At 65.2% G+C, this 21,759-nt stretch carries 19 protein-coding genes and 1 tRNA gene; 19 read left to right on the plus strand and 1 reads right to left on the minus strand.

Features of this window, described 5'->3' with window-relative positions:
- Window positions 1-4 precede the first annotated feature (4 nt).
- Entirely contained in the window at window positions 5-1,180 is a 1,176-nt protein-coding gene (tuf, locus tag RX333_RS12870; RefSeq protein ID WP_316015426.1) for an elongation factor Tu, read from the plus strand.
- Window positions 1,181-1,313: 133 nt separating this feature from the next.
- Here the strand turns inward: tuf (RX333_RS12870) and RX333_RS12875 are convergent, their stop codons facing one another.
- Entirely contained in the window at window positions 1,314-1,754 is a 441-nt protein-coding gene (locus RX333_RS12875; RefSeq protein ID WP_316015354.1) for a hypothetical protein, read from the minus strand.
- 191 nt (window positions 1,755-1,945) lie between these two features.
- On the opposite strand from RX333_RS12875, the gene RX333_RS12880 reads away from it, so the two are divergent.
- The 18 genes from RX333_RS12880 to RX333_RS12965 all read left to right on the plus strand — a co-directional run bounded on the left by RX333_RS12880 (window position 1,946) and on the right by RX333_RS12965 (window position 21,672).
- A tRNA-Trp gene (locus RX333_RS12880) sits at window positions 1,946-2,021 on the plus strand.
- Window positions 2,022-2,049: 28 nt separating this feature from the next.
- On the plus strand, window positions 2,050-2,247 hold the full coding sequence (secE, locus tag RX333_RS12885; protein ID WP_316015355.1) for a preprotein translocase subunit SecE: 198 nt from the start codon (window positions 2,050-2,052) through the stop codon (window positions 2,245-2,247).
- A gap of 140 nt (window positions 2,248-2,387) precedes the next feature.
- On the plus strand, window positions 2,388-2,921 hold the full coding sequence (gene nusG, locus RX333_RS12890) for a transcription termination/antitermination protein NusG (RefSeq protein ID WP_316015356.1): 534 nt from the start codon (window positions 2,388-2,390) through the stop codon (window positions 2,919-2,921).
- A gap of 100 nt (window positions 2,922-3,021) precedes the next feature.
- Complete coding sequence (gene rplK, locus RX333_RS12895; RefSeq protein WP_316015357.1) at window positions 3,022-3,447, plus strand: 50S ribosomal protein L11; 426 nt, start codon at window positions 3,022-3,024, stop codon at window positions 3,445-3,447.
- Window positions 3,447-4,145 carry a 50S ribosomal protein L1 gene (rplA, locus tag RX333_RS12900; RefSeq protein ID WP_316015358.1) on the plus strand — a complete coding sequence of 233 codons (699 nt, stop codon included), beginning with the start codon at window positions 3,447-3,449 and terminating at the stop codon, window positions 4,143-4,145. Before rplK ends, rplA begins: the two co-directional genes overlap by 1 nt.
- Before the next feature lie 251 nt (window positions 4,146-4,396).
- Window positions 4,397-4,912 (plus strand): 50S ribosomal protein L10, encoded by a 516-nt coding sequence (rplJ, locus tag RX333_RS12905; RefSeq protein WP_316015359.1) that lies wholly within the window; start codon window positions 4,397-4,399, stop codon window positions 4,910-4,912.
- 82 nt (window positions 4,913-4,994) lie between these two features.
- Window positions 4,995-5,375 carry a 50S ribosomal protein L7/L12 gene (gene rplL, locus RX333_RS12910; protein WP_316015360.1) on the plus strand — a complete coding sequence of 127 codons (381 nt, stop codon included), beginning with the start codon at window positions 4,995-4,997 and terminating at the stop codon, window positions 5,373-5,375.
- Between the two features lie 274 nt (window positions 5,376-5,649).
- Complete coding sequence (gene rpoB, locus RX333_RS12915) at window positions 5,650-9,762, plus strand: DNA-directed RNA polymerase subunit beta (RefSeq protein ID WP_316015361.1); 4,113 nt, start codon at window positions 5,650-5,652, stop codon at window positions 9,760-9,762.
- A gap of 79 nt (window positions 9,763-9,841) precedes the next feature.
- Window positions 9,842-14,056: a DNA-directed RNA polymerase subunit beta' gene (gene rpoC, locus RX333_RS12920; protein ID WP_316015362.1), complete on the plus strand. Its 4,215-nt coding sequence runs from the start codon at window positions 9,842-9,844 to the stop codon at window positions 14,054-14,056.
- Between the two features lie 76 nt (window positions 14,057-14,132).
- Window positions 14,133-14,999, plus strand: coding sequence for a glycosyltransferase (locus tag RX333_RS12925; protein ID WP_316015363.1), 867 nt, complete (start codon window positions 14,133-14,135; stop codon window positions 14,997-14,999).
- Window positions 15,000-15,229: 230 nt separating this feature from the next.
- Window positions 15,230-15,601, plus strand: a complete 372-nt coding sequence (gene rpsL, locus RX333_RS12930; RefSeq protein WP_166189201.1) for a 30S ribosomal protein S12 — start codon at window positions 15,230-15,232, stop codon at window positions 15,599-15,601.
- A gap of 15 nt (window positions 15,602-15,616) precedes the next feature.
- Window positions 15,617-16,087 (plus strand): 30S ribosomal protein S7, encoded by a 471-nt coding sequence (gene rpsG / locus RX333_RS12935; RefSeq protein WP_316015364.1) that lies wholly within the window; start codon window positions 15,617-15,619, stop codon window positions 16,085-16,087.
- Between the two features lie 23 nt (window positions 16,088-16,110).
- A complete protein-coding gene (fusA, locus tag RX333_RS12940; protein WP_316015365.1) occupies window positions 16,111-18,228 on the plus strand; it encodes an elongation factor G in 2,118 nt (705 codons plus the stop codon).
- Between the two features lie 80 nt (window positions 18,229-18,308).
- The gene (gene tuf / locus RX333_RS12945; RefSeq protein ID WP_316015366.1) at window positions 18,309-19,484 is read left to right on the plus strand and encodes an elongation factor Tu; all 1,176 of its coding nucleotides are present in this window, start codon (window positions 18,309-18,311) and stop codon (window positions 19,482-19,484) included.
- 80 nt (window positions 19,485-19,564) lie between these two features.
- Window positions 19,565-19,873: a 30S ribosomal protein S10 gene (gene rpsJ, locus RX333_RS12950; protein WP_316015367.1), complete on the plus strand. Its 309-nt coding sequence runs from the start codon at window positions 19,565-19,567 to the stop codon at window positions 19,871-19,873.
- Window positions 19,874-19,886: 13 nt separating this feature from the next.
- Complete coding sequence (rplC, locus tag RX333_RS12955) at window positions 19,887-20,762, plus strand: 50S ribosomal protein L3 (RefSeq protein WP_316015368.1); 876 nt, start codon at window positions 19,887-19,889, stop codon at window positions 20,760-20,762.
- On the plus strand, window positions 20,759-21,379 hold the full coding sequence (gene rplD / locus RX333_RS12960) for a 50S ribosomal protein L4 (RefSeq protein ID WP_316015369.1): 621 nt from the start codon (window positions 20,759-20,761) through the stop codon (window positions 21,377-21,379). Before rplC ends, rplD begins: the two co-directional genes overlap by 4 nt.
- Complete coding sequence (locus RX333_RS12965; RefSeq protein WP_316015370.1) at window positions 21,376-21,672, plus strand: 50S ribosomal protein L23; 297 nt, start codon at window positions 21,376-21,378, stop codon at window positions 21,670-21,672. The genes rplD and RX333_RS12965 overlap by 4 nt, the downstream gene beginning before the upstream one ends.
- The last annotated feature ends 87 nt before the right edge of the window (window positions 21,673-21,759 follow it).

Raw genomic sequence — 21,759 nt, forward strand, 5'->3', positions numbered from 1 at the left:
AGACATGGCAAAGGCAAAGTTCGAGCGCACGAAGCCGCACGTGAACATCGGGACGATCGGTCACGTTGACCACGGCAAGACGACGCTGACCGCGGCGATCACCAAGCAGTTCGGCGACTTCAAGGCGTATGACGAGATCGACGGCGCGCCCGAAGAGAAGGCCCGCGGCATCACCATCTCGACCGCGCACGTGGAGTATGAGACCGACAAGCGTCACTACGCGCATGTCGACTGCCCCGGCCACGCCGACTACGTGAAGAACATGATCACCGGTGCGGCGCAGATGGACGGCGCGATCCTGGTGGTGAACGCGGCCGACGGCCCGATGCCCCAGACGCGCGAGCACATCCTGCTCGGCCGCCAGGTGGGCATCCCCTACATGGTCGTCTTCATGAACAAGGTCGACCAGGTCGACGACGAGGAGCTGCTGGAGCTCGTCGAGATGGAGATCCGCGAGCTGCTGAGCTCCTACGAGTACCCGGGCGACGACATTCCGATCGTTGCGGGTTCGGCGCTGGCCGCACTCGAAGGCCGTGACGACAATATCGGTTCGGAGAAGATCGCCGAGCTGATGGCCGCGGTGGACGAGTACATCCCCGATCCCGAGCGCGCGATCGACCAGCCCTTCCTGATGCCGATCGAGGACGTGTTCTCGATCTCCGGCCGCGGGACGGTTGTGACCGGCCGCGTCGAGCGTGGCGTGATCAACGTGGGCGACGAGATCGAGATCGTCGGCATCCGCGACACCAAGAAGACGACCTGCACGGGCGTCGAGATGTTCCGCAAGCTGCTCGATCGCGGCGAGGCGGGCGACAACATCGGTGCGCTGCTGCGCGGCGTGGATCGTGAGGGCGTGGAGCGCGGCCAGGTGCTGTGCAAGCCCGGCTCGGTCAAGCCGCACACGAAGTTCGAGGCCGAGGCCTACATCCTGACCAAGGAAGAGGGCGGCCGGCACACGCCGTTCTTCGCGAACTACCGTCCGCAGTTCTACTTCCGCACGACGGACGTGACGGGCACGGTGGAGCTTCCCGAGGGCACCGAGATGGTGATGCCGGGCGACAACCTGAAGTTCAAGGTCGAGCTGATCGCCCCGATCGCGATGGAAGAGAAGCTCCGCTTCGCCATCCGCGAAGGCGGCCGCACCGTCGGCGCAGGCGTCGTCGCATCCATCATCGAGTGATCGGTAAGGGCGCCGCGCCCCCTAAGAGCCGCGCCCCCTAAGATATGCGAAAGGCCGCTCCGGGATGTCCGGGGCGGCCTTTTCATGTCGGGTCGGTTCGGTCAGCGGTGCTGACCATTTCCCCGCGGGGAAATCAGGAGCCGTTCGCCTCCAGCAGTTGCTTCACCTCAAGGGTGTCGAGCGTCAGCATCAGGCCGTCCTCAGTGCGGGTCGTCCCGCCGGCGGCGATCGTCAGCTGGTCGAGCGACTGGGTCAGGGACTGAGTGACGGTCTCGTCGAGATCGACGGTCAGTTGCGAAACGCTACCGTTCGAGATGCCGTCGACGCGCTCGATCTCCCCTATGCGGATGCCGTCGGAGGTCACCACCGGCTCCCCGATCGCGGCGAACGTCAGCGGCGCGGGGCGCTCGACCGGGTCAAGCAGGATCGGGCCATCCTCGGTCAGCAGTTGCGACGTCACACCCAGGACGGTGCGATCACGGCCCATCAGGTCGGAATCGACGCTCGTCGTCTGGGCAGCGGCGGCAGTGGCCACGAGGGCTGCGGCGCTCAGCGCCATCGGAAACTTCAACATGTCAAAAACCTTTCTCGCCGCGCGGGCGGCGTCGAATCACGCTCACTCTGCCTGATCAACGACGCGTCCCGGCAAAAGGTTGCCGATCGCGACTCGCGCGAATGCGGGCGCGGGGCGCGAAATGGGCGTCGCGGCCCCTTGCACCGCCCGCGCAAACCTCGTATTCGCACGTCTGTCGGGCGATGGCCCATAGGGGTATAGCTCAGTTGGTAGAGCATCGGTCTCCAAAACCGAGGGTCGCGGGTTCGAGTCCTGCTGCCCCTGCCAGCCCGACGAAGATGACGAGGAGAATGCGATGGCCCGGTCCAATCCCGCCGAATTCGTCCAGGAAGTGCGCAACGAGACCGCCAAGGTCGTCTGGCCGACGCGGCGCGAGGTCGTGCTGACCACGATCATGGTCTTCGTCATGGCGACCATCGCCGCGATCTTCTTCTTCCTCGTCGACCGCATCATCTCGTTCGGGCTGCAGCAGATTCTGTCGCTGGGTGGTTGATCTTCCCCGCGCGCGGGGGTAGAGGCAGGCGGACTTTCCCCATGAACGGCGCGCCTGACACAGACGGCGCGCCCGCTTTCGTTTCGGGAACATGGAAATAACGCCGGGCGAAAGTCCGGGAATCAAGGTGAACACGCGACATGGCTGCACGCTGGTACACGGTCCACGTCCTCTCGAACTTCGAGAAGAAGGTGAAGGAATCGATCCTGGAGCAGGCCGAACAGCAGGGCATGCAGGACGAGATCCTCGACGTGCTGGTCCCGACCGAGCAGGTCGTGGAGGTGCGTCGCGGCAAGAAGGTCGAGACGGAAAAGCGCTTCATGCCCGGCTACGTGCTGGTGAACATGGAGATGACCGACCGCGCCTATCACCTGGTCAACGACACGAATCGCGTGACCGGGTTCCTCGGCCCGCAGGGCAAGCCCTCGCCGCTGCGCCAGGCGGAGGTCGACCGGCTGACCCAGGCGGTGCAGGAGGGCGTGGACAAGCCGCGCACCCTCATCAGCTTCGACGTGGGCGAGCAGATCACGGTCACCGACGGGCCGTTCGAGAGCTTCGCCGGCATGGTCGAGGAAGTGGACGACGAGAACCAGCGCCTGAAGGTGACGGTCTCGATCTTCGGTCGGGCGACCCCGGTCGAGCTGGAATACACGCAGGTGCGCAAGGGCGCCTGATGTAGCGCGTGGGAGGCGAGGGGCGCGCGCGCCCCGGACCGGACCACATCACGAAGAGCCCGAGGGTCGCGACCCGACGGCGTGAGAGAAGGAGGCCATCATGGCCAAGAAGGTTGCAGGGCAGCTGAAGCTGCAGGTGCCCGCCGGCAAGGCGAACCCGTCCCCGCCCGTGGGCCCGGCGCTGGGTCAGCGCGGCATCAACATCATGGAATTCTGCAAGGCGTTCAACGCCAAGACGCAGGAGATGGAAGTCGGCGCACCGTGCCCGACCGTCATCACCTACTACGTGGACAAGTCGTTCACGATGGACATCAAGACGCCGCCCGCGAGCTACTACCTCAAGAAGGCGGCCAAGCTGAAGTCCGGCGCGAACAACCCCGGCAAGGAAACCGCGGGTTCCGTGACGCTCAAGCAGGTGCGCGAGATCGCCGAGGCGAAGATGACCGACCTCAACGCCAACGACATCGAAGGCGCGATGAAGATCATCCTGGGCTCCGCCCGGTCGATGGGCCTGGAGGTGAAGTGATGGCGAAGCTGGGCAAGCGCATGACGGCAGCCAAGGCTGCCTTCGAGGACAAGCACAACGTGACCGTGACCGAGGCGGTCGAGCTGGTGAAGGGCAATGCCTCCGCCAAGTTCGACGAGACGGTCGAGATCGCGATGAACCTGGGCGTCGATCCGCGCCACGCGGACCAGATGGTGCGCGGCGTGGTGACCCTGCCGAACGGCACCGGCAAGACGGTGCGCGTGGCGGTCTTCGCCCGCGGTCCCAAGGCCGAGGAAGCCGAAGCGGCAGGTGCGGACATCGTGGGCGCGGAAGATCTGATGGAGCAGGTTCAGGCCGGCAACATCAACTTCGACCGCTGCATCGCGACGCCGGACATGATGCCGATCGTCGGTCGTCTGGGCAAGATCCTCGGCCCGCGCAACCTGATGCCGAACCCGCGGGTCGGCACGGTGACGATGGACGTCAAGCAGGCGGTCGAGGCGGCCAAGGGCGGTGAGGTCCAGTTCAAGGCCGAGAAGGCCGGTGTCGTGCACGCGGGCGTCGGCAAGGCGTCCTTCGACGCGGACAAGCTGGTCGAGAACGTCAAGGCGTTCATCAGCGCCGTGAACAAGGCGAAGCCGTCGGGTGCCAAGGGCACCTACCTCAAGTCGATCGCGCTGACCTCGACCATGGGTCCGGGCGTCAAGATCGACGTGGCCGACGCGGTCGCCGAATAAGAGATTCCCCGTCCGCGAGGGCGGGGATGTTCCGGGGGACGGCCAAGGCCGACCCCCAGCCGTCCGAGACGGTGGGTGGGCAACAGGTGCGGATGTACCCGAGCCGTTAAATCCTGCCATAGACGGGGAACGTGTCGAAGTTCTGCCCTCGGGCAGGTCTTGGCGGTCCCCGGACGGGAACCCAAGGGACGGGCGTTCGCGCCCGTCAACGTGAGCCGGCGGGGGCAACCTCGCCAAAAAGGAGCAACACTGTGGATAGAGCCCAAAAAGAAGCGGTTGTGGCAGAGCTCAACCAGATCTTCACGGACTCTGGTGTCGTTGTGGTCTCGCACTACACCGGCCTTTCCGTTGCCGAGATGACCGCATTCCGCACCAAGGTCCGTGAGGCCGGTGGTGCGGTGCGCGTCGCGAAGAACCGGCTCGCCAAGATCGCCCTGGAGGGAACCCCTGCTCAGAGCATGGGTGACGTCCTGTCGGGAATGACGGTCCTCGCCTATTCCGAAGACCCCGTGGCTGCGGCCAAGGCGGTTCAGGATTTCGCCAAGGAGAACGACAAGCTCGTCGTGATCGGTGGCGCAATGGGCGACGAGATCCTCGACCCGGCCGGTGTGAAAGCCGTTGCAGCCATGCCGTCGCGCGAGGAGCTCATCGCTTCCGTCGTGGCGTGCCTGGGCGCACCTGCCAGCAACATCGCGGGCGCCATCGGCGCACCGGCTTCCAACATCGCGTCGATCCTGTCGACGCTGGAAGAGCGCGAAGCGGCGTAAGTCAAAGGCATTGGACGGGCCGGGGTGGCACGGGGTACGTGGCAAACCGGACCAACAGAACTGAAAGCATAGGAACAGACACATGGCTGACCTCAAGAAACTCGCAGAAGAGATCGTGGGCCTGACCCTCCTCGAAGCGGCTGAACTGAAGAACATCCTCAAGGACGAGTACGGCATCGAGCCGGCAGCCGGCGGCGCCGTCATGATGGCGGGCCCGGCAGGCGATGCGGGCGGCGCGGCTGCAGAAGAGCAGACCGAGTTCGACGTGATCCTGAAGTCCGCAGGCGACAAGAAGATCAACGTGATCAAGGAAGTCCGCGCCATCACCGGCCTGGGCCTCAAGGAAGCCAAGGAACTGGTCGAAGCCGGCGGCAAGCCCGTCAAGGAAGGCGTCGACAAGGCCGAGGCGGAAGAGCTCAAGAGCAAGCTGGAAGCAGCGGGCGCCGAAGTCGAGCTCAAGTAATCTCGATTACGAGACCCCCGGTCTTGCCGGGGGTTGAAAAGCCGGGGCTGGGCGCGCATATGAGCGTGTCCAGCCTCAACCGCTTCTTTTCCTGTGTCCGATTCGCCGAAACCTTCGCCGATCCATAAGCGGACATAGCAAAAGGTGCGTGGCATCCGGGTGCAGCGCGTGTGGGAGCGCGCTGACGGAATGGGATGCCAGGGCCGATACGGGCTTTCGCCGCGACCGCCGCCCAACGGTTCGCGCGCGAGAACAGCACGAGGACATCTCACGCATGGTACAGACGTTTTCCGGTCATAAGCGGATCCGCCGCTTCTATGGAAAAATCCGCGAAGTCGCGCAAATGCCGAACCTCATCGAGGTTCAGAAATCCTCCTACGATCTCTTCCTGGACAGTGGCGACGGGCCCGAGCCGATCGACGGCGAGGGGCTGATGGGCGTCTTCCAGTCCGTCTTCCCGATCAAGGACTTCAACGAGACGTCGATCCTGGAATTCGTCAAGTACGAGCTGGAAGCGCCGAAATACGACGTCGAGGAATGCCAGCAGCGCGACATGACCTATGCCGCGCCGCTGAAGGTCACGCTGCGCCTGATCGTGTTCGAGGTGGACGAGGACACGGGCGCGCGCTCGGTCAAGGACATCAAGGAGCAGGACGTCTTCATGGGCGACCTGCCGCTGATGACCGAGAACGGCACCTTCATCGTCAACGGCACCGAGCGGGTCATCGTTTCCCAGATGCACCGCAGCCCCGGCGTGTTCTTCGACCATGATCGCGGCAAGACCCATGCAAGCGGCAAGCTGCTGTTCGCGTCGCGGATCATCCCCTATCGCGGCTCCTGGCTCGACTTCGAGTTCGACGCGAAGGACACCGTGTTCGCGCGGATCGACCGTCGCCGGAAGCTGCCGGTGACGACGCTTCTCTATGCGCTCGGCCTCGACCAGGACGGGATCATGGAGGCCTATTACGATACGGTCACCTACCGGAACGTGAAGGACAAGGGTTGGGCGACCCCGTTCTTCCCTGACCGCATCCGCGGCACCAAGCCGACCCATGACATCGTCAACGCCGCCAATGGCGAGGTGATCGCCGAGGCCGGCAAGAAGGTGACGCCGCGCACCGTCAAGCAGCTGAAGGATTCGGGCGAGGTGAGCGAGGTTCTCGTTCCCTACGACATGATCTTTGGCCGGTTCGTCGCGCGCGACATCGTCAACCCCAAGACCGGCTACATCTATGCCGAGGCGGGCGACGAGATCACCGAGGAGATGCTGAGCGAGCTGGCCGAGGCCGGTCACGAGGAGATCCCGACGCTCGACATCGACCACGTCAATGTCGGCCCCTACATCCGCAACACGATGGCGGCGGACAAGAACCTGAACCGCGACACCGCGCTTCTGGACATCTACCGCGTCATGCGTCCGGGTGAGCCGCCGACCGTCGAGGCGGCGAGCACCATGTTCGACTCGATGTTCTTCGACAGCGAGCGTTACGACCTCAGCGCCGTGGGCCGCGTGAAGATGAACATGCGTCTCGACCTCGACGCGCCGGACACCATGCGCACGTTGCGCCGCGAAGACATCATCGCGGTGGTCAAGGCGCTGGTGGAACTGCGCGACGGCAAGGGCGAGATCGACGATATCGATCATCTCGGCAACCGCCGGGTTCGCTCGGTCGGCGAGCTGATGGAGAACCAGTACCGCGTCGGTCTCTTGCGGATGGAACGCGCGATCAAGGAGCGCATGTCCTCGGTCGAGATCGACACGGTGATGCCGCAGGACCTGATCAACGCTAAGCCCGCGGCCGCCGCGGTGCGCGAGTTCTTCGGCTCCTCGCAGCTGTCGCAGTTCATGGACCAGACCAACCCGCTCAGCGAAGTGACGCACAAGCGGCGCCTGTCGGCCCTCGGGCCGGGCGGTCTGACGCGGGAGCGTGCGGGCTTCGAGGTGCGCGACGTGCACCCGACGCATTACGGCCGGATGTGCCCGATCGAGACGCCGGAAGGGCCGAATATCGGCCTGATCAACTCGCTGGCCTCGTTCGCGAGGGTCAACAAGTACGGCTTCATCGAGACGCCCTACCGCGTGGTCAAGGACGGTGCCGTCACCGACGAGGTGCAGTACATGTCCGCCACGGAGGAGAGCCGCTACACCGTCGCGCAGGCGAACGCCGTGCTCGACGAGGGCGGCAAGTTCTCCGACGAGCTGATCTCCACCCGGACGGCCGGCGAGTTCGAGCTGAACCCGCCCGAGAACATCAACCTGATGGACGTGAGCCCCAAGCAGCTCGTCTCCGTCGCGGCGTCGCTGATCCCGTTCCTGGAGAACGACGACGCGAACCGCGCGCTGATGGGCTCGAACATGCAGCGCCAGGCGGTGCCGCTGGTGAAGGCGGAAGCGCCCTTCGTCGGCACCGGCATCGAGGAGGTCGTGGCACGCGATTCCGGCGCCGCGATCACCGCGAGCCGCGAGGGTGTGGTCGACCAGGTCGACGCCATGCGCATCGTGATCCGCGCGACGGGCGACCTGAACCCCGGCGATGCGGGCGTGGACATCTACCGCCTGCGCAAGTTCCAGCGCTCCAACCAGAACACCTGTATCAACCAGCGCCCGCTGGTGAAGGTGGGTGACCGCGTGCGCGCGGGCGAGGTCGTGGCCGACGGCCCGTCCACCGATCTGGGCGAGCTGGCGCTCGGCAAGAACGTGCTGGTCGCATTCATGCCGTGGAACGGCTACAACTACGAGGACTCCATCCTCATCTCCGAGCGGATCGTGAAGGACGACGTCTTCACCTCGATCCACCTGGAGGAGTTCGAGGTCGCCGCGCGCGACACGAAGCTGGGGCCGGAGGAGATCACCCGCGACATCCCGAACGTCGGCGAGGAAGCGCTGCGCAACCTCGACGAGGCGGGCATCGTCTATATCGGTGCCGAAGTGGGGCCGGGCGACATCCTGGTGGGCAAGATCACGCCGAAAGGCGAAAGCCCGATGACGCCGGAGGAGAAGCTGCTCCGCGCCATCTTCGGCGAGAAGGCGTCGGACGTGCGCGACACCTCGCTGCGCCTGCCGCCGGGCGACTACGGCACCGTGGTCGAGGTCCGGGTGTTCAACCGCCACGGCGTCGACAAGGACGAGCGCGCGCTTCAGATCGAGCGCGAGGAAGTCGAGCGCCTGCAGCGCGACAAGGATGACGAGCTCGCCATCCTAGAGCGCAACATCTACGCCCGCCTGCGCGAGATGATCTCGGGCAAGAAGGCGGTGAAGGGTCCCAAGGGCGTCAAGGCCGGGTCCATCATCGACGACACGATGCTGGACGAGACCCTGACCAAGGGCCTGTGGTGGCAGCTGGCGCTGGAAGAGGAAGAGGACGCGAAGGGTGTCGAGGCGCTGCAGGCGCAGTTCGAGGCCCAGAAGCGCACGCTCGACCGCCGCTTCGACGACAAGGTGGAGAAGGTGCGCCGCGGCGACGACCTGCCGCCGGGCGTGATGAAGATGGTCAAGGTCTTCATCGCCGTGAAGCGCAAGCTGCAGCCGGGCGACAAGATGGCCGGCCGTCACGGCAACAAGGGCGTCATCTCCCGCGTGGTGCCCGAGGAGGACATGCCCTTCCTCGGCGACGGCACCCCTGTCGATTTCGTGCTGAACCCGCTGGGCGTGCCGTCGCGCATGAATGTCGGTCAGATCCTCGAGACGCACATGGGCTGGGCCGCGCGCGGTCTGGGCGAGAGCGTCGCGAACGCGCTGGACGAGTATCGCCGCTCGGGCGACATGACGCCGGTCAAGGATGCGATGAAGATCGCCTATGGCGACGAGGTCTACAACGACGCCACCGCCGAGATGACGGACGAGGAATTCATCGAGGCGGCGGGCAACGTGACCCGCGGCGTGCCGATCGCCACGCCCGTCTTCGACGGTGCGAAGGAGCCGGACGTGAACGATGCGCTGCGGCGTGCGGGCCTCGACGAGAGCGGCCAGTCGGTCGTCTTCGACGGGCGCACGGGCGAGCAGTTCGCGCGGCCGGTGACGGTGGGCGTGAAGTACCTGCTGAAGCTGCATCACCTGGTGGACGACAAGATCCACGCGCGTTCGACGGGCCCGTACAGCCTCGTCACCCAGCAGCCGCTGGGCGGCAAGGCGCAGTTCGGCGGCCAGCGCTTCGGCGAGATGGAGGTCTGGGCGCTCGAAGCCTACGGCGCCGCCTACACCTTGCAGGAAATGCTGACGGTGAAGTCGGACGACGTGGCGGGCCGGACCAAGGTCTACGAGGCCATCGTCAAGGGCGAGAATGACTTCGAGGCCGGCGTGCCGGAATCGTTCAACGTCCTGGTCAAGGAAATCCGCTCGCTCGGCCTGAATGTCGAGCTGCTGGATTCCGAGATCGAAGAGGAGTGATCGGGGGCCGGGGGCGGATCGCCGCCCCCGTGCCGCGGCTTCGATGCCGCGCATTGCCACTGACAGATAGGATCACGAGATGAACCAAGAGCTTATCAACAACCCGTTCAACCCGGTTCAGCCGCTCAAGACCTTCGACGAGATCAAGATCTCGCTCGCATCGCCGGAGCGTATCCTCAGCTGGTCGTTCGGGGAGATCAAGAAGCCCGAGACGATCAACTACCGGACCTTCAAGCCCGAGCGCGACGGCCTGTTCTGCGCCCGGATCTTCGGCCCGATCAAGGATTACGAGTGCCTGTGCGGCAAGTACAAGCGCATGAAGTATCGCGGCGTGACCTGCGAGAAATGCGGCGTGGAAGTTACGCTGCAGAAGGTCCGGCGCGAGCGCATGGGCCATATCGAGCTGGCCGCACCCGTCGCCCATATCTGGTTTCTGAAATCGCTGCCCTCCCGCATCGGTTTGATGCTGGACATGACGCTGCGCGATCTGGAGCGGATTCTCTATTTCGAGCAGTACGTGGTGATCGAGCCCGGCCTGACCGAGCTGAGCAAGGGTCAGCTGCTGACCGAGGAGGAATTCCTCGACGCCGAGGACCAGTACGGCGCGGATGCGTTCCGTGCGGGCATCGGTGCGGAGGCCATCCGCGAGATGCTGGCCGATATCGACCTCGAAGCCGAGGCCGAGCAGCTGCGCGCCGATCTGGCCGAGGCGACGGGTGAGCTGAAGCCCAAGAAGATCATCAAGCGGCTGAAGCTGGTCGAGAACTTCCTCGACTCCGGCAACCGGCCCGAGTGGATGGTCCTGACCGTGATCCCCGTGATCCCGCCCGAGCTGCGCCCGCTGGTGCCGCTGGACGGTGGCCGCTTCGCGACCTCGGACCTCAACGACCTCTACCGCCGGGTGATCAACCGGAACAACCGTCTGAAGCGGCTGATCGAGCTGCGCGCGCCGGACATCATCATCCGCAACGAGAAGCGGATGCTGCAGGAATCCGTGGACGCGCTGTTCGACAACGGCCGCCGCGGCCGCGTCATCACGGGCGCCAACAAGCGCCCGCTGAAGTCGCTGTCGGACATGCTCAAGGGCAAGCAGGGCCGTTTCCGCCAGAACCTTCTGGGCAAGCGGGTCGACTTCTCGGGCCGGTCGGTCATCGTGACCGGGCCGGAGCTGAAGCTGCACCAGTGCGGTCTGCCCAAGAAGATGGCGCTCGAGCTGTTCAAGCCGTTCATCTACTCGCGCCTCGACGCGAAGGGCCTCAGCTCGACCGTCAAGCAGGCGAAGAAGCTGGTGGAGAAGGAGCGGCCCGAGGTCTGGGACATCCTCGACGAGGTGATCCGCGAGCATCCGGTCATGCTGAACCGCGCGCCGACGCTGCACCGTCTGGGCATCCAGGCCTTCGAGCCGGTGCTGATCGAAGGCAAGGCGATCCAGCTGCACCCGCTGGTCTGTTCCGCGTTCAACGCCGATTTCGACGGCGACCAGATGGCCGTGCACGTGCCCCTGTCGATGGAGGCGCAGCTCGAAGCGCGCGTCCTGATGATGTCGACCAACAACGTCCTGAGCCCCGCGAACGGCAAGCCGATCATCGTGCCCTCGCAGGACATGATCCTCGGCCTCTACTACATCACGCTGGCGCGCGATGGGCAGAAGGGCGAGGGCATGGTCTTCGGCTCGATCGAGGAAGTCGACCACGCGCTCGATCAGGGTCTTGTGCACCTGCACACCAAGATCACGGCGCGGATCCCGCAGATCGACGAGACCGGCGAGACCGTGATGAAGCGCTACGAGACGACGCCGGGCCGGTTGCGGCTGGGTGCGTTGCTGCCGCTGAACGCCAAGGCGCCGTTCGACATCGTGAACCGCCTGCTGCGCAAGAAGGAGGTCGGCGAGGTCATCGACACCGTCTACCGCCATTGCGGTCAGAAGGAGTCGGTCATTTTCTGCGACCAGATCATGACCCTGGGCTTCCGCGAGGCGTTCAAGGCCGGCATCTCGTTCGGCAAGGACGACATGGTGATCCCCGACAGCAAGTGGGACATCGTGGAGAACGTGCGCGACCAGGTGAAGGAATTCGAGCGCCAGTACATGGACGGCCTGATCACCCAGGGCGAGAAGTACAACAAGGTGGTCGACGCCTGGTCCCAGTGCTCGGATGTCGTGGCGGACGCGATGATGGCCGAGATCTCGGCCATGCGGAAGGACGACGCGGGCGCGGAGATGGAGCCGAACTCGGTCTACATGATGTCGCACTCGGGTGCGCGGGGCTCCCCTGCGCAGATGAAGCAGCTCGGCGGCATGCGCGGCCTGATGGCCAAGCCCGACGGCTCGATCATCGAGACGCCGATCGTGTCGAACTTCAAGGAAGGCCTGACCGTGGCGGAGTACTTCAACTCCACCCACGGTGCGCGTAAGGGTCTGGCCGATACCGCGCTCAAGACCGCGAACTCGGGCTACCTGACCCGTCGTCTGGTGGACGTCGCGCAGGACTGCATCGTCAAGATCGACGATTGCGGCACCGACAAGGCGATCACCGCGTCGGCCGTCATCACCGATGGCGATGTCGTCGCGTCCCTGGGCGAGCGTATCCTGGGCCGCGTTGCGGCGGAGGACGTGCTCGATCCCGCGGATGACAGCGTGGTGATCTGCAAGCGTGGCGAGCTGATCGACGAGCGCATGGCCGACACGATCGAGGCGGCCGCCGTGCAGTCGATGAAGATCCGCAGCCCGCTGACCTGCGAGGCCGAGGACGGCATCTGCGCCCAATGCTACGGGCGCGATCTGGCACGCGGCACCAAGGTGAACCCCGGCGAGGCGGTGGGCATCATCGCGGCGCAGTCGATCGGCGAGCCGGGCACGCAGCTGACGATGCGGACCTTCCACATCGGCGGCATCGCGCAGGGTGGCTCCCAGTCCTTCCTGGAGGCGACGCAGCCGGGCAAGGTGGAGTTCCGCAACGAGAACGTCATCACCAACTCCTCGGGCGACGTGATCGTGCTGGGCCGGAACATGGTGCTTGCCATCATGGACGAGAACGGCGTGGCGCGGGCGGAGTTCAAGATGACCTACGGCTCGACTCTGCTGGTGCAGGCGGGGCAGGAGATCGCGCGCGGCGACAAGCTGGCCGAGTGGGATCCCTACACCCTGCCGATCATCGCGGAGAAGGACGGCACGGCCAAGTTCGTGGACCTGACGCCCGGCATCTCGGTGCGCGAGGAGACGGACGACGCCACCGGCATCTCCCAGAAGATCGTGTCCGACTGGCGGGCGGCGCCGAAGGGCAACGAGCTCAAGCCCGAGATCATCCTCGCGGATGAGAGCGGCGAGCCCGTGCGCCTGGACAGCGGCAACCCTGCCACCTACGCGATGTCGGTCGATGCCATCCTGTCGGTCGAGGACGGGCAGGAGATGAAGGCCGGCGACGTGCTGGCGCGGATCCCGCGGGAAGGCGCGAAGACGAAGGACATCACCGGCGGTCTGCCGCGTGTGGCCGAACTCTTCGAGGCGCGCCGTCCCAAGGACCACGCCATCATCGCGGAGCAGGACGGCTATGTGCGCTTCGGCAAGGACTACAAGAACAAGCGTCGCATCACGCTCGAGCCTGCCGATGACAGCATGGAAGCGGTCGAGTACCTGGTGCCGAAGGGCAAGCACATCCCGGTGAACGAGGGCGACTTCGTGCAGAAGGGCGAGTACATCATGGACGGCAATCCCGCCCCCCATGACATCCTCGCCATCCTCGGGATCGAGGCGCTGGCCGACTACCTCATCAACGAGGTGCAGGACGTCTACCGATTGCAGGGCGTGAAGATCAACGACAAGCACATCGAGGTGATCGTTCGCCAGATGCTGCAGAAGTGGGAGATCTCCGAGTCCGGGTCCACGACGCTCTTGAAGGGCGAGCAGGTCGACAAGATCGAGTTCGACGAGGCGAACGAGAAGGCGATCGCCAAGGGCGGCACCCCGGCCAAGGGCGCGCCGATCCTCTTGGGCATCACCAAGGCGTCGCTGCAGACGCGCTCGTTCATCTCGGCAGCTTCGTTCCAGGAGACGACGCGCGTGCTGACCGAGGCATCGACGCAAGGCAAGCGCGACAAGCTGATCGGTCTGAAGGAGAACGTCATCGTCGGCCGCCTGATCCCGGCGGGCACCGGTGGCGCGACCCACGACATCAAGCGCGTCGCGCAGGAGCGCGACAACAAGGTCATCGCCCAGCGGCAGAAGGAGGCGAAGGCCGCCCTCGAAGCCGCCGAGGCGGAGGCCGCCGCCGATGCCCCCGAGGGCGACGCGGATTGATGTCCGCCTGACGTGAGAACTGGAAAGCCCCGGTCGAGCCGCTCGACCGGGGCTTTCTGCTTGGAAGGAACTGTGAATGCTGCGCGGATTGCTGAAACGGAACGCGGATTTGCGGGTGCTGGGGCTGATCCGCTTCTCCTATATGGGGCAGGGCGGCTACCGGCTGCATGATGATCCGACGATCCGGAGACGCGTGCTCTACGATCCCGCGCGGCTCGACATGCGGTTCGACCTGTTCGAGCAGGTCTGCCTGCCGGGTCTGCGCGCGCAGGAGGACGCCGATTTCCGCGTGGCGTTGCTGGTTGGGGACGACTTCCCGCAGCGCGACCGGCTCGACGCATTGGTCGCGGATGTTCCGCAGATCGAGGTCGTGGCGCTGCCGCCGTTGCCACATCGCGAGGCCTGTCATCTGGCAATGAAGCGGGTAGGCGCGGGGCCGGGCTGGCACATCCAGTTCCGGCTCGACGACGATGACGCGGTGGCGATCGACTATGTCGGGACGGTGCGTCAGCTGCTGTCGCGTCATATCGACCATGCGGGGCGCGTGGCGTTGAGCTTCGCCCGCGGGGTCTATGCCGAGGAGCGCGCGGGACAGGTCAGCTATCACGCGCGCCACTCGCCCTATCACTCGGCGGGGCTCGCCATGCTGCACCGGGGCGCGGGGTCGGTGATGAACGTGGCGCATCACAAGGTGCAGATCCGCATGAGCTCGATCTGCGACGTGCGGCCCTGGATGTACCTGCGCACGATCCATCGCCTCAACGACAGCATCGGCGGCGTGCCCGGCGGCTTCGAGCCAGAGGAGCAGGTGAGCGCGCCGATGCTCAAGGCCCGCTTCGGGATCGACCATGCGGCGCTGGAGGCGGCGATGGCGCGGGCCCGTGCGGCGGCGCCCACCGATGCCGAAATCAACCCCCAGGCCCGACGCCACGACGCAGACTGAATGCGCGGTTGACAGCCCGGCGAGTCGGGCGTAGGTATCGCCCACTTTCGACGGGCCTGCGTTTCGCGGGGCCGCGGACGACATAGCCGAATTGGCGATGCATGATCCGGGCACACTCGCCCCGATCCTCTGATTTTCCGCCATTGCGAGCCTGCAAAGGGGCTCGCGGTGGCTCGTGCGTGCCATGAGGCGCGCATTTGGGCGTTGAACGAACGATAGGGCGAGATGGAATGCCGACGATTCAACAGCTGATCCGCAAGCCGCGGCAGCCTAAAGTCAAGCGCTCGAAGTCGCAGCATCTGGAGGGTTGCCCCCAGAAGCGCGGCGTCTGCACGCGCGTCTACACCACGACTCCGAAGAAGCCGAACTCGGCCATGCGGAAGGTTGCCAAGGTGCGCCTGACGAATGGCTACGAGGTCATCAGCTATATCCCCGGTGAGAGCCACAACCTTCAGGAGCACTCCGTGGTCCTGATCCGTGGCGGCCGGGTGAAGGACCTTCCGGGTGTCCGTTACCACATCCTGCGCGGTGTGCTCGATACGCAAGGCGTCAAGGATCGTCGCCAGCGTCGTTCCAAGTACGGCGCGAAGCGTCCGAAGTAAGAAGGAGAGAGCGAGATGTCCCGACGCCATCGCGCCGAGAAACGGGAAGTGCTTCCCGACGCCAAGTACGGCGATACGGTTCTGACCAAGTTCATGAACAACCTGATGTATCACGGCAAGAAATCCGCTGCCGAGAGCATCGTCTACGGCGCGCTGACCCGCGTCGAGGACCGTCTGAAGCGCCAGCCGGTGGAAGTGTTCCACGAGGCGCTCGACAACATCAAGCCCGCGCTGGAAGTCCGCTCCCGCCGCGTCGGCGGTGCGACCTACCAGGTCCCCGTCGAGGTGCGCCCCGAGCGTCGCGAAGCGCTGGCGATCCGCTGGCTGATCAACGCCAGCCGCGCGCGCAACGAGAACACGATGGAAGAGCGCCTCGCGGGCGAGCTGCTCGACGCCGTGAACTCGCGCGGGACCGCGGTGAAGAAGCGGGAAGACACCCACAAGATGGCGGAGGCCAACAAGGCCTTCTCGCATTATCGCTGGTAATTCGAGCCTAGAGGACACTCATCATGGCACGCGACTATCCCCTCGAGCGCTACCGGAATTTCGGGATCATGGCGCATATCGATGCAGGCAAGACGACCTGCACCGAGCGCATCCTGTTCTACACCGGCAAGTCGCACAAGATCGGCGAGGTGCATGACGGCGCCGCGACCATGGACTGGATGGAGCAGGAGCAGGAGCGTGGCATCACGATCACCTCTGCCGCGACCACCACGTTCTGGGAGCGGACCGAGACCGGCTCCGAAGCCCAGACGCCCAAGCACCGCTTCAACATCATCGACACGCCCGGCCACGTCGACTTCACCATCGAGGTCGAGCGCTCGCTCGCCGTTCTCGACGGTGCCGTCGCCGTGCTCGACGCGAATGCCGGTGTGGAGCCGCAGACCGAGACCGTCTGGCGCCAGGCCGACCGCTACAAGGTTCCGCGGATCGTGTTCGTCAACAAGATGGACAAGATCGGCGCCGACTTCTTCAACTGCGTCGAGATGATCAAGGACCGGACCGGCGCGCGCGCCATGCCGATCCAGATCCCGATCGGTGCGGAGAACGAGCTGGAAGGCATCGTCGACCTGGTCACCATGGAAGAGTGGACCTGGATGGGCGAGGATCTGGGCGCGTCTTGGACCCGTCAGCCCGTGCGCGACAGCCTGAAGGACCGTGCCGAAGAGCTGCGGGCCGAGATGGTCGAGATGGCCGTCGAGATGGACGACGACGCGATGGAAGCGTATCTGGAGGGCAACGAGCCCGACATCGACACGCTGCGCAAGCTGATCCGCAAGGGGACGCTGGCGATGACCTTCGTGCCCGTGCTGGCCGGTTCGGCGTTCAAGAACAAGGGCGTCCAGCCCCTGCTCAACGCCGTGATCGACTACCTGCCCGGCCCCCTCGACGTGCCCGCCTATACCGGCTTCAAGCCGGGCGACGAGACCGAGACGCGCAACATCGAGCGTCACGCCGATGACAGCGAGCCGTTCTCGGGCCTCGCGTTCAAGATCATGAACGACCCGTTCATGGGTACGCTGACCTTCACCCGCATCTACTCCGGCACGCTGGAGAAGGGCGGTTCGATCCTGAACTCGACCAAGGGCAAGAAGGAGCGCGTCGGCCGCATGGTCATGATGCACTCCAACAAGCAGGACGAGATCACCGAGGCCTTCGCCGGCGACATCATCGCGCTGGCCGGTCTGAAGGACACCACCACGGGCGACACGCTATGCGCCGTCAACGCGCCGGTCGTGCTCGAGACGATGTCCTTCCCCGATCCGGTGATCGAGATCGCGGTCGAGCCCAAGACGAAGGGCGACCAGGAGAAGATGTCCCAGGGCCTCGCGCGGCTTGCCGCCGAAGATCCCTCCTTCCGCGTGGAGACTGACATCGAGTCCGGTCAGACCATCATGAAGGGCATGGGCGAACTTCACCTCGACATCCTCGTCGATCGTCTGAAGCGCGAGTTCAAGGTCGAGGCGAACATCGGTGCGCCGCAGGTGGCCTATCGCGAGACGATCAGCCACGAGGCCGAGATCGACTACACCCACAAGAAGCAGTCGGGTGGTTCGGGTCAGTTCGGTCGCGTCAAGCTGGTCATCACCCCGACCGAGCCGGGCGAGGGCTATTCGTTCGAGTCGAAGATCGTCGGTGGCGCGGTGCCGAAGGAATACATCCCCGGCGTCGAGAAGGGCATCGAGTCCGTCATGGACAGCGGCCCGCTGGCAGGCTTCCCGGTCATCGACTTCAAGGTCGCGTTGATCGACGGTGCCTTCCACGACGTGGACTCCAGCGTGCTGGCGTTCGAGATCGCGGCGCGGATGGCCATGCGCGAAGGCATGCGCAAGGCCGGTGCGAAGCTGCTCGAGCCGATCATGAAGGTCGAGGTCGTGACGCCGGAGGAATACACCGGCTCGATCATCGGCGACCTGACCTCGCGTCGGGGCATGGTTCAGGGGCAGGACACCCGCGGCAACGCGATCGTCATCAACGCCTTCGTGCCGCTGGCCAACATGTTCGGCTACATCAACAACCTGCGCTCCATGTCCTCGGGCCGCGCGCAGTTCACGATGCAGTTCGACCACTACGAGGCCGTGCCGTCGAACATCTCGGAAGAGATCCAGGCGAAATTCGCATGATGCGCCGGGCGGCCTGAGGGTCGCCCGCCCCACCCATTCCGGCGGCACGCCGCCGAGCACTGACATCAAGGAGGCCAGACATGGCAAAGGCAAAGTTCGAGCGCACGAAGCCGCACGTGAACATCGGGACGATCGGTCACGTTGACCACGGCAAGACGACGCTGACCGCGGCGATCACCAAGCAGTTCGGCGACTTCAAGGCGTATGACGAGATCGACGGCGCGCCCGAAGAGAAGGCCCGCGGCATCACCATCTCGACCGCGCACGTGGAGTATGAGACCGACAAGCGTCACTACGCGCATGTCGACTGCCCCGGCCACGCCGACTACGTGAAGAACATGATCACCGGTGCGGCGCAGATGGACGGCGCGATCCTGGTGGTGAACGCGGCCGACGGCCCGATGCCCCAGACGCGCGAGCACATCCTGCTCGGCCGCCAGGTGGGCATCCCCTACATGGTCGTCTTCATGAACAAGGTCGACCAGGTCGACGACGAGGAGCTGCTGGAGCTCGTCGAGATGGAGATCCGCGAGCTGCTGAGCTCCTACGAGTACCCGGGCGACGACATTCCGATCGTTGCGGGTTCGGCGCTGGCCGCACTCGAAGGCCGTGACGACAATATCGGTTCGGAGAAGATCGCCGAGCTGATGGCCGCGGTGGACGAGTACATCCCCGATCCCGAGCGCGCGATCGACCAGCCCTTCCTGATGCCGATCGAGGACGTGTTCTCGATCTCCGGCCGCGGGACGGTTGTGACCGGCCGCGTCGAGCGTGGCGTGATCAACGTGGGCGACGAGATCGAGATCGTCGGCATCCGCGACACCAAGAAGACGACCTGCACGGGCGTCGAGATGTTCCGCAAGCTGCTCGATCGCGGCGAGGCGGGCGACAATATCGGCGCGCTGCTGCGCGGCGTGGATCGTGACGGCGTCGAGCGCGGCCAGGTGCTGTGCAAGCCCGGCTCGGTCAAGCCGCACACGAAGTTCGAGGCCGAGGCCTACATCCTGACCAAGGAAGAGGGCGGCCGCCACACGCCGTTCTTCGCGAACTACCGTCCGCAGTTCTACTTCCGCACGACGGACGTGACGGGCACGGTGGAGCTTCCCGAGGGCACCGAGATGGTGATGCCGGGCGACAACCTGAAGTTCAAGGTCGAGCTGATCGCCCCGATCGCGATGGAAGAGAAGCTCCGCTTCGCCATCCGCGAAGGCGGCCGCACCGTGGGCGCAGGCGTCGTCGCATCCATCATCGAGTGATCGGTGGACTGATTTGATCCGTGGCCGGGGGCCGACCCCCCGGCCATGCTCTTTGAAACTGTGATGAATGAGGCGACCCAATGACCGGTCAGAACATTCGCATCCGGCTCAAGGCCTTCGACTACCGCGTTCTGGATGCCAGCACGCAGGAGATCGTCTCGACCGCCAAACGTACGGGTGCAACGGTGCGCGGGCCGATCCCGCTGCCGAACAAGATCGAGAAATTCACCGTCCTTCGCGGTCCGCACGTGGACAAGAAGAGCCGTGAGCAGTTCGAGATCCGCACGCATAAGCGGCTGCTCGACATCGTGGACCCCACCCCGCAGACCGTGGACGCGCTGATGAAGCTCGACCTCGCCGCGGGCGTGGACGTCGAAATCAAACTCTGAGGGGGCAAGAACCATGCGTTCCGGAGTGATTGCAAAGAAGCTGGGCATGACCCGGCTGTTCATGGAGGACGGTCGGCAGGTTCCTGTCACCGTGCTTCAGATGGATGGATGCCAGGTGGTGGCACAGCGCACCGCCGACCGCGACGGCTACACCGCCGTCCAGCTCGGCGTCGGTGCGGCCAAGGCGAAGAACGTCAGCCAGCCGATGCGCGGCCATTTCGCCGTGGCGAAGGTCGAGCCCAAGCGCAAGCTGGCCGAGTTCCGCGTTTCCGCCGACAACATGATCGACGTGGGTGAGGAAATCACCGCCGACCATTACTTCGCGGGCCAGTACGTGGACGTCGCCGGCACCTCGATCGGTAAGGGTTTCGCCGGTGCCATGAAGCGGCACAACTTCGGCGGTCTGCGCGCCTCGCACGGCGTGTCGATCTCTCATCGCTCGCACGGCTCCACCGGTCAGTGCCAGGACCCCGGCAAGGTGTTCAAGGGCAAGAAGATGGCCGGTCACATGGGTGCCGCCCGCGTGACGACCCAGAACCTGGAGGTCGTCAAGACTGACAGCGCGCGTGGCCTGATCATGGTCAAGGGTGCGGTTCCGGGCTCCAAGGGTGGCTGGGTGACGATCAAGGACGCGGTGAAGAAGCCGACGCCCGAAGGCGTGATCCTGCCCGCGGCGCTGAAATCCGCAGCCGAGGCCGCGGCCAAGGCCGCCGAGGAAGCCGCCGCAGCAGCCGAGGCCGAAGCCGCCGCAGCCGCAGAGGCCGCAGCAGCCGAAGCCGCAGCAGCCGAGGAAGCCGCACTGAAGGAAGCCGAAGCCCAGATCGAGGCGGACAAGGCGACCGAGGGCGGGGCAGAGGATGCCGCACCCGAAGGAGGTGAGGACAAATGAAACTCGACGTGATCAACCTCGACGCGGATGCCGCGGGCTCGATCGAGCTCGACGACGCCGTCTTCGGGCTGGAGCCGCGCGCGGACATCCTGCACCGCGTCGTGCGCTGGCAGCGTGCCCGTGCCCAGCAGGGCACCCACGCGGTCAAGGGCCGGTCGGAGGTCAGCTACTCGACCAAGAAGATCTATCGCCAGAAGGGCACCGGCGGCGCACGCCACGGCTCCCGCAAGGCGCCGATCTTCCGCAAGGGTGGTGTCTACAAGGGCCCGACCCCGCGCAGCCACGAGCACGAGCTGACCAAGAAGTTCCGCAAGCTCGGCCTGCGCCACGCGCTCAGCGCCAAGGCGAATGCCGGTGAGCTGGTGGTGATCGAGAACGCGGCCCTGACCGAGGCGAAGACCAAGGAGCTGACCAAGCGCCTGGACAAGCTCGGCTGGAAGCGCGCACTCGTGATCGACGGCTCGGACGTGGACGAGAACTTCGCCCGCGCCGCGCGCAACATCGCAACCATCGACGTTCTGCCGAGCGTGGGTGCCAACGTGTACGACATCCTCAAGCGGGACACGCTGGTGCTGACCAAGGCGGCCGTCGAAGCACTGGAGGCTCGACTGAAATGAGCGCCAAGGCAGAACTCTACGACGTGATCCGCCGCCCGGTCATCACCGAGAAGTCCTCCCTCGCGGGTGAGACGAATGCGGTGGTGTTCGAGGTCGCGATCGACGCCAACAAGCCCCAGATCAAGGAAGCGGTCGAGGGCCTGTTCAACGTCAAGGTGAAGGCGGTCAACACCACCGTCACCAAGGGCAAGGTCAAGCGGTTCCGCGGGCGCCTCGGCACCCGCAAGGACGTCAAGAAGGCCTATGTCACGCTGGAAGAGGGCAACTCAATCGACGTGACGACCGGCCTCTGATCCGCCCGGATCGGTGAGAATTTTAGGAAAGGCCCCCGCCGGTTGGCGGGGGCCTTTTCGCGTTCCGGAGCGAATGGTTAACGGCCG

It is taken from the genome of Roseobacter sp. HKCCA0434, from assembly GCF_032464675.1.
Taxonomy (GTDB): Bacteria; Pseudomonadota; Alphaproteobacteria; order Rhodobacterales; family Rhodobacteraceae; genus Pontivivens.

Coding starts and splice junctions, on each gene's coding strand:
- tuf (WP_316015426.1), top strand. CDS start 5: ATGGCAAAGGCAAAGTTCGAGCGCACGAAGCCGCACGTGAACATCGGG.
- RX333_RS12875 (WP_316015354.1), bottom strand. CDS start 1,754: ATGTTGAAGTTTCCGATGGCGCTGAGCGCCGCAGCCCTCGTGGCCACT.
- secE (WP_316015355.1), top strand. CDS start 2,050: ATGGCCCGGTCCAATCCCGCCGAATTCGTCCAGGAAGTGCGCAACGAG.
- nusG (WP_316015356.1), top strand. CDS start 2,388: ATGGCTGCACGCTGGTACACGGTCCACGTCCTCTCGAACTTCGAGAAG.
- rplK (WP_316015357.1), top strand. CDS start 3,022: ATGGCCAAGAAGGTTGCAGGGCAGCTGAAGCTGCAGGTGCCCGCCGGC.
- rplA (WP_316015358.1), top strand. CDS start 3,447: ATGGCGAAGCTGGGCAAGCGCATGACGGCAGCCAAGGCTGCCTTCGAG.
- rplL (WP_316015360.1), top strand. CDS start 4,995: ATGGCTGACCTCAAGAAACTCGCAGAAGAGATCGTGGGCCTGACCCTC.
- rpoB (WP_316015361.1), top strand. CDS start 5,650: ATGGTACAGACGTTTTCCGGTCATAAGCGGATCCGCCGCTTCTATGGA.
- rpoC (WP_316015362.1), top strand. CDS start 9,842: ATGAACCAAGAGCTTATCAACAACCCGTTCAACCCGGTTCAGCCGCTC.
- RX333_RS12925 (WP_316015363.1), top strand. CDS start 14,133: ATGCTGCGCGGATTGCTGAAACGGAACGCGGATTTGCGGGTGCTGGGG.
- rpsL (WP_166189201.1), top strand. CDS start 15,230: ATGCCGACGATTCAACAGCTGATCCGCAAGCCGCGGCAGCCTAAAGTC.
- rpsG (WP_316015364.1), top strand. CDS start 15,617: ATGTCCCGACGCCATCGCGCCGAGAAACGGGAAGTGCTTCCCGACGCC.
- fusA (WP_316015365.1), top strand. CDS start 16,111: ATGGCACGCGACTATCCCCTCGAGCGCTACCGGAATTTCGGGATCATG.
- tuf (WP_316015366.1), top strand. CDS start 18,309: ATGGCAAAGGCAAAGTTCGAGCGCACGAAGCCGCACGTGAACATCGGG.
- rpsJ (WP_316015367.1), top strand. CDS start 19,565: ATGACCGGTCAGAACATTCGCATCCGGCTCAAGGCCTTCGACTACCGC.
- rplC (WP_316015368.1), top strand. CDS start 19,887: ATGCGTTCCGGAGTGATTGCAAAGAAGCTGGGCATGACCCGGCTGTTC.
- rplD (WP_316015369.1), top strand. CDS start 20,759: ATGAAACTCGACGTGATCAACCTCGACGCGGATGCCGCGGGCTCGATC.
- RX333_RS12965 (WP_316015370.1), top strand. CDS start 21,376: ATGAGCGCCAAGGCAGAACTCTACGACGTGATCCGCCGCCCGGTCATC.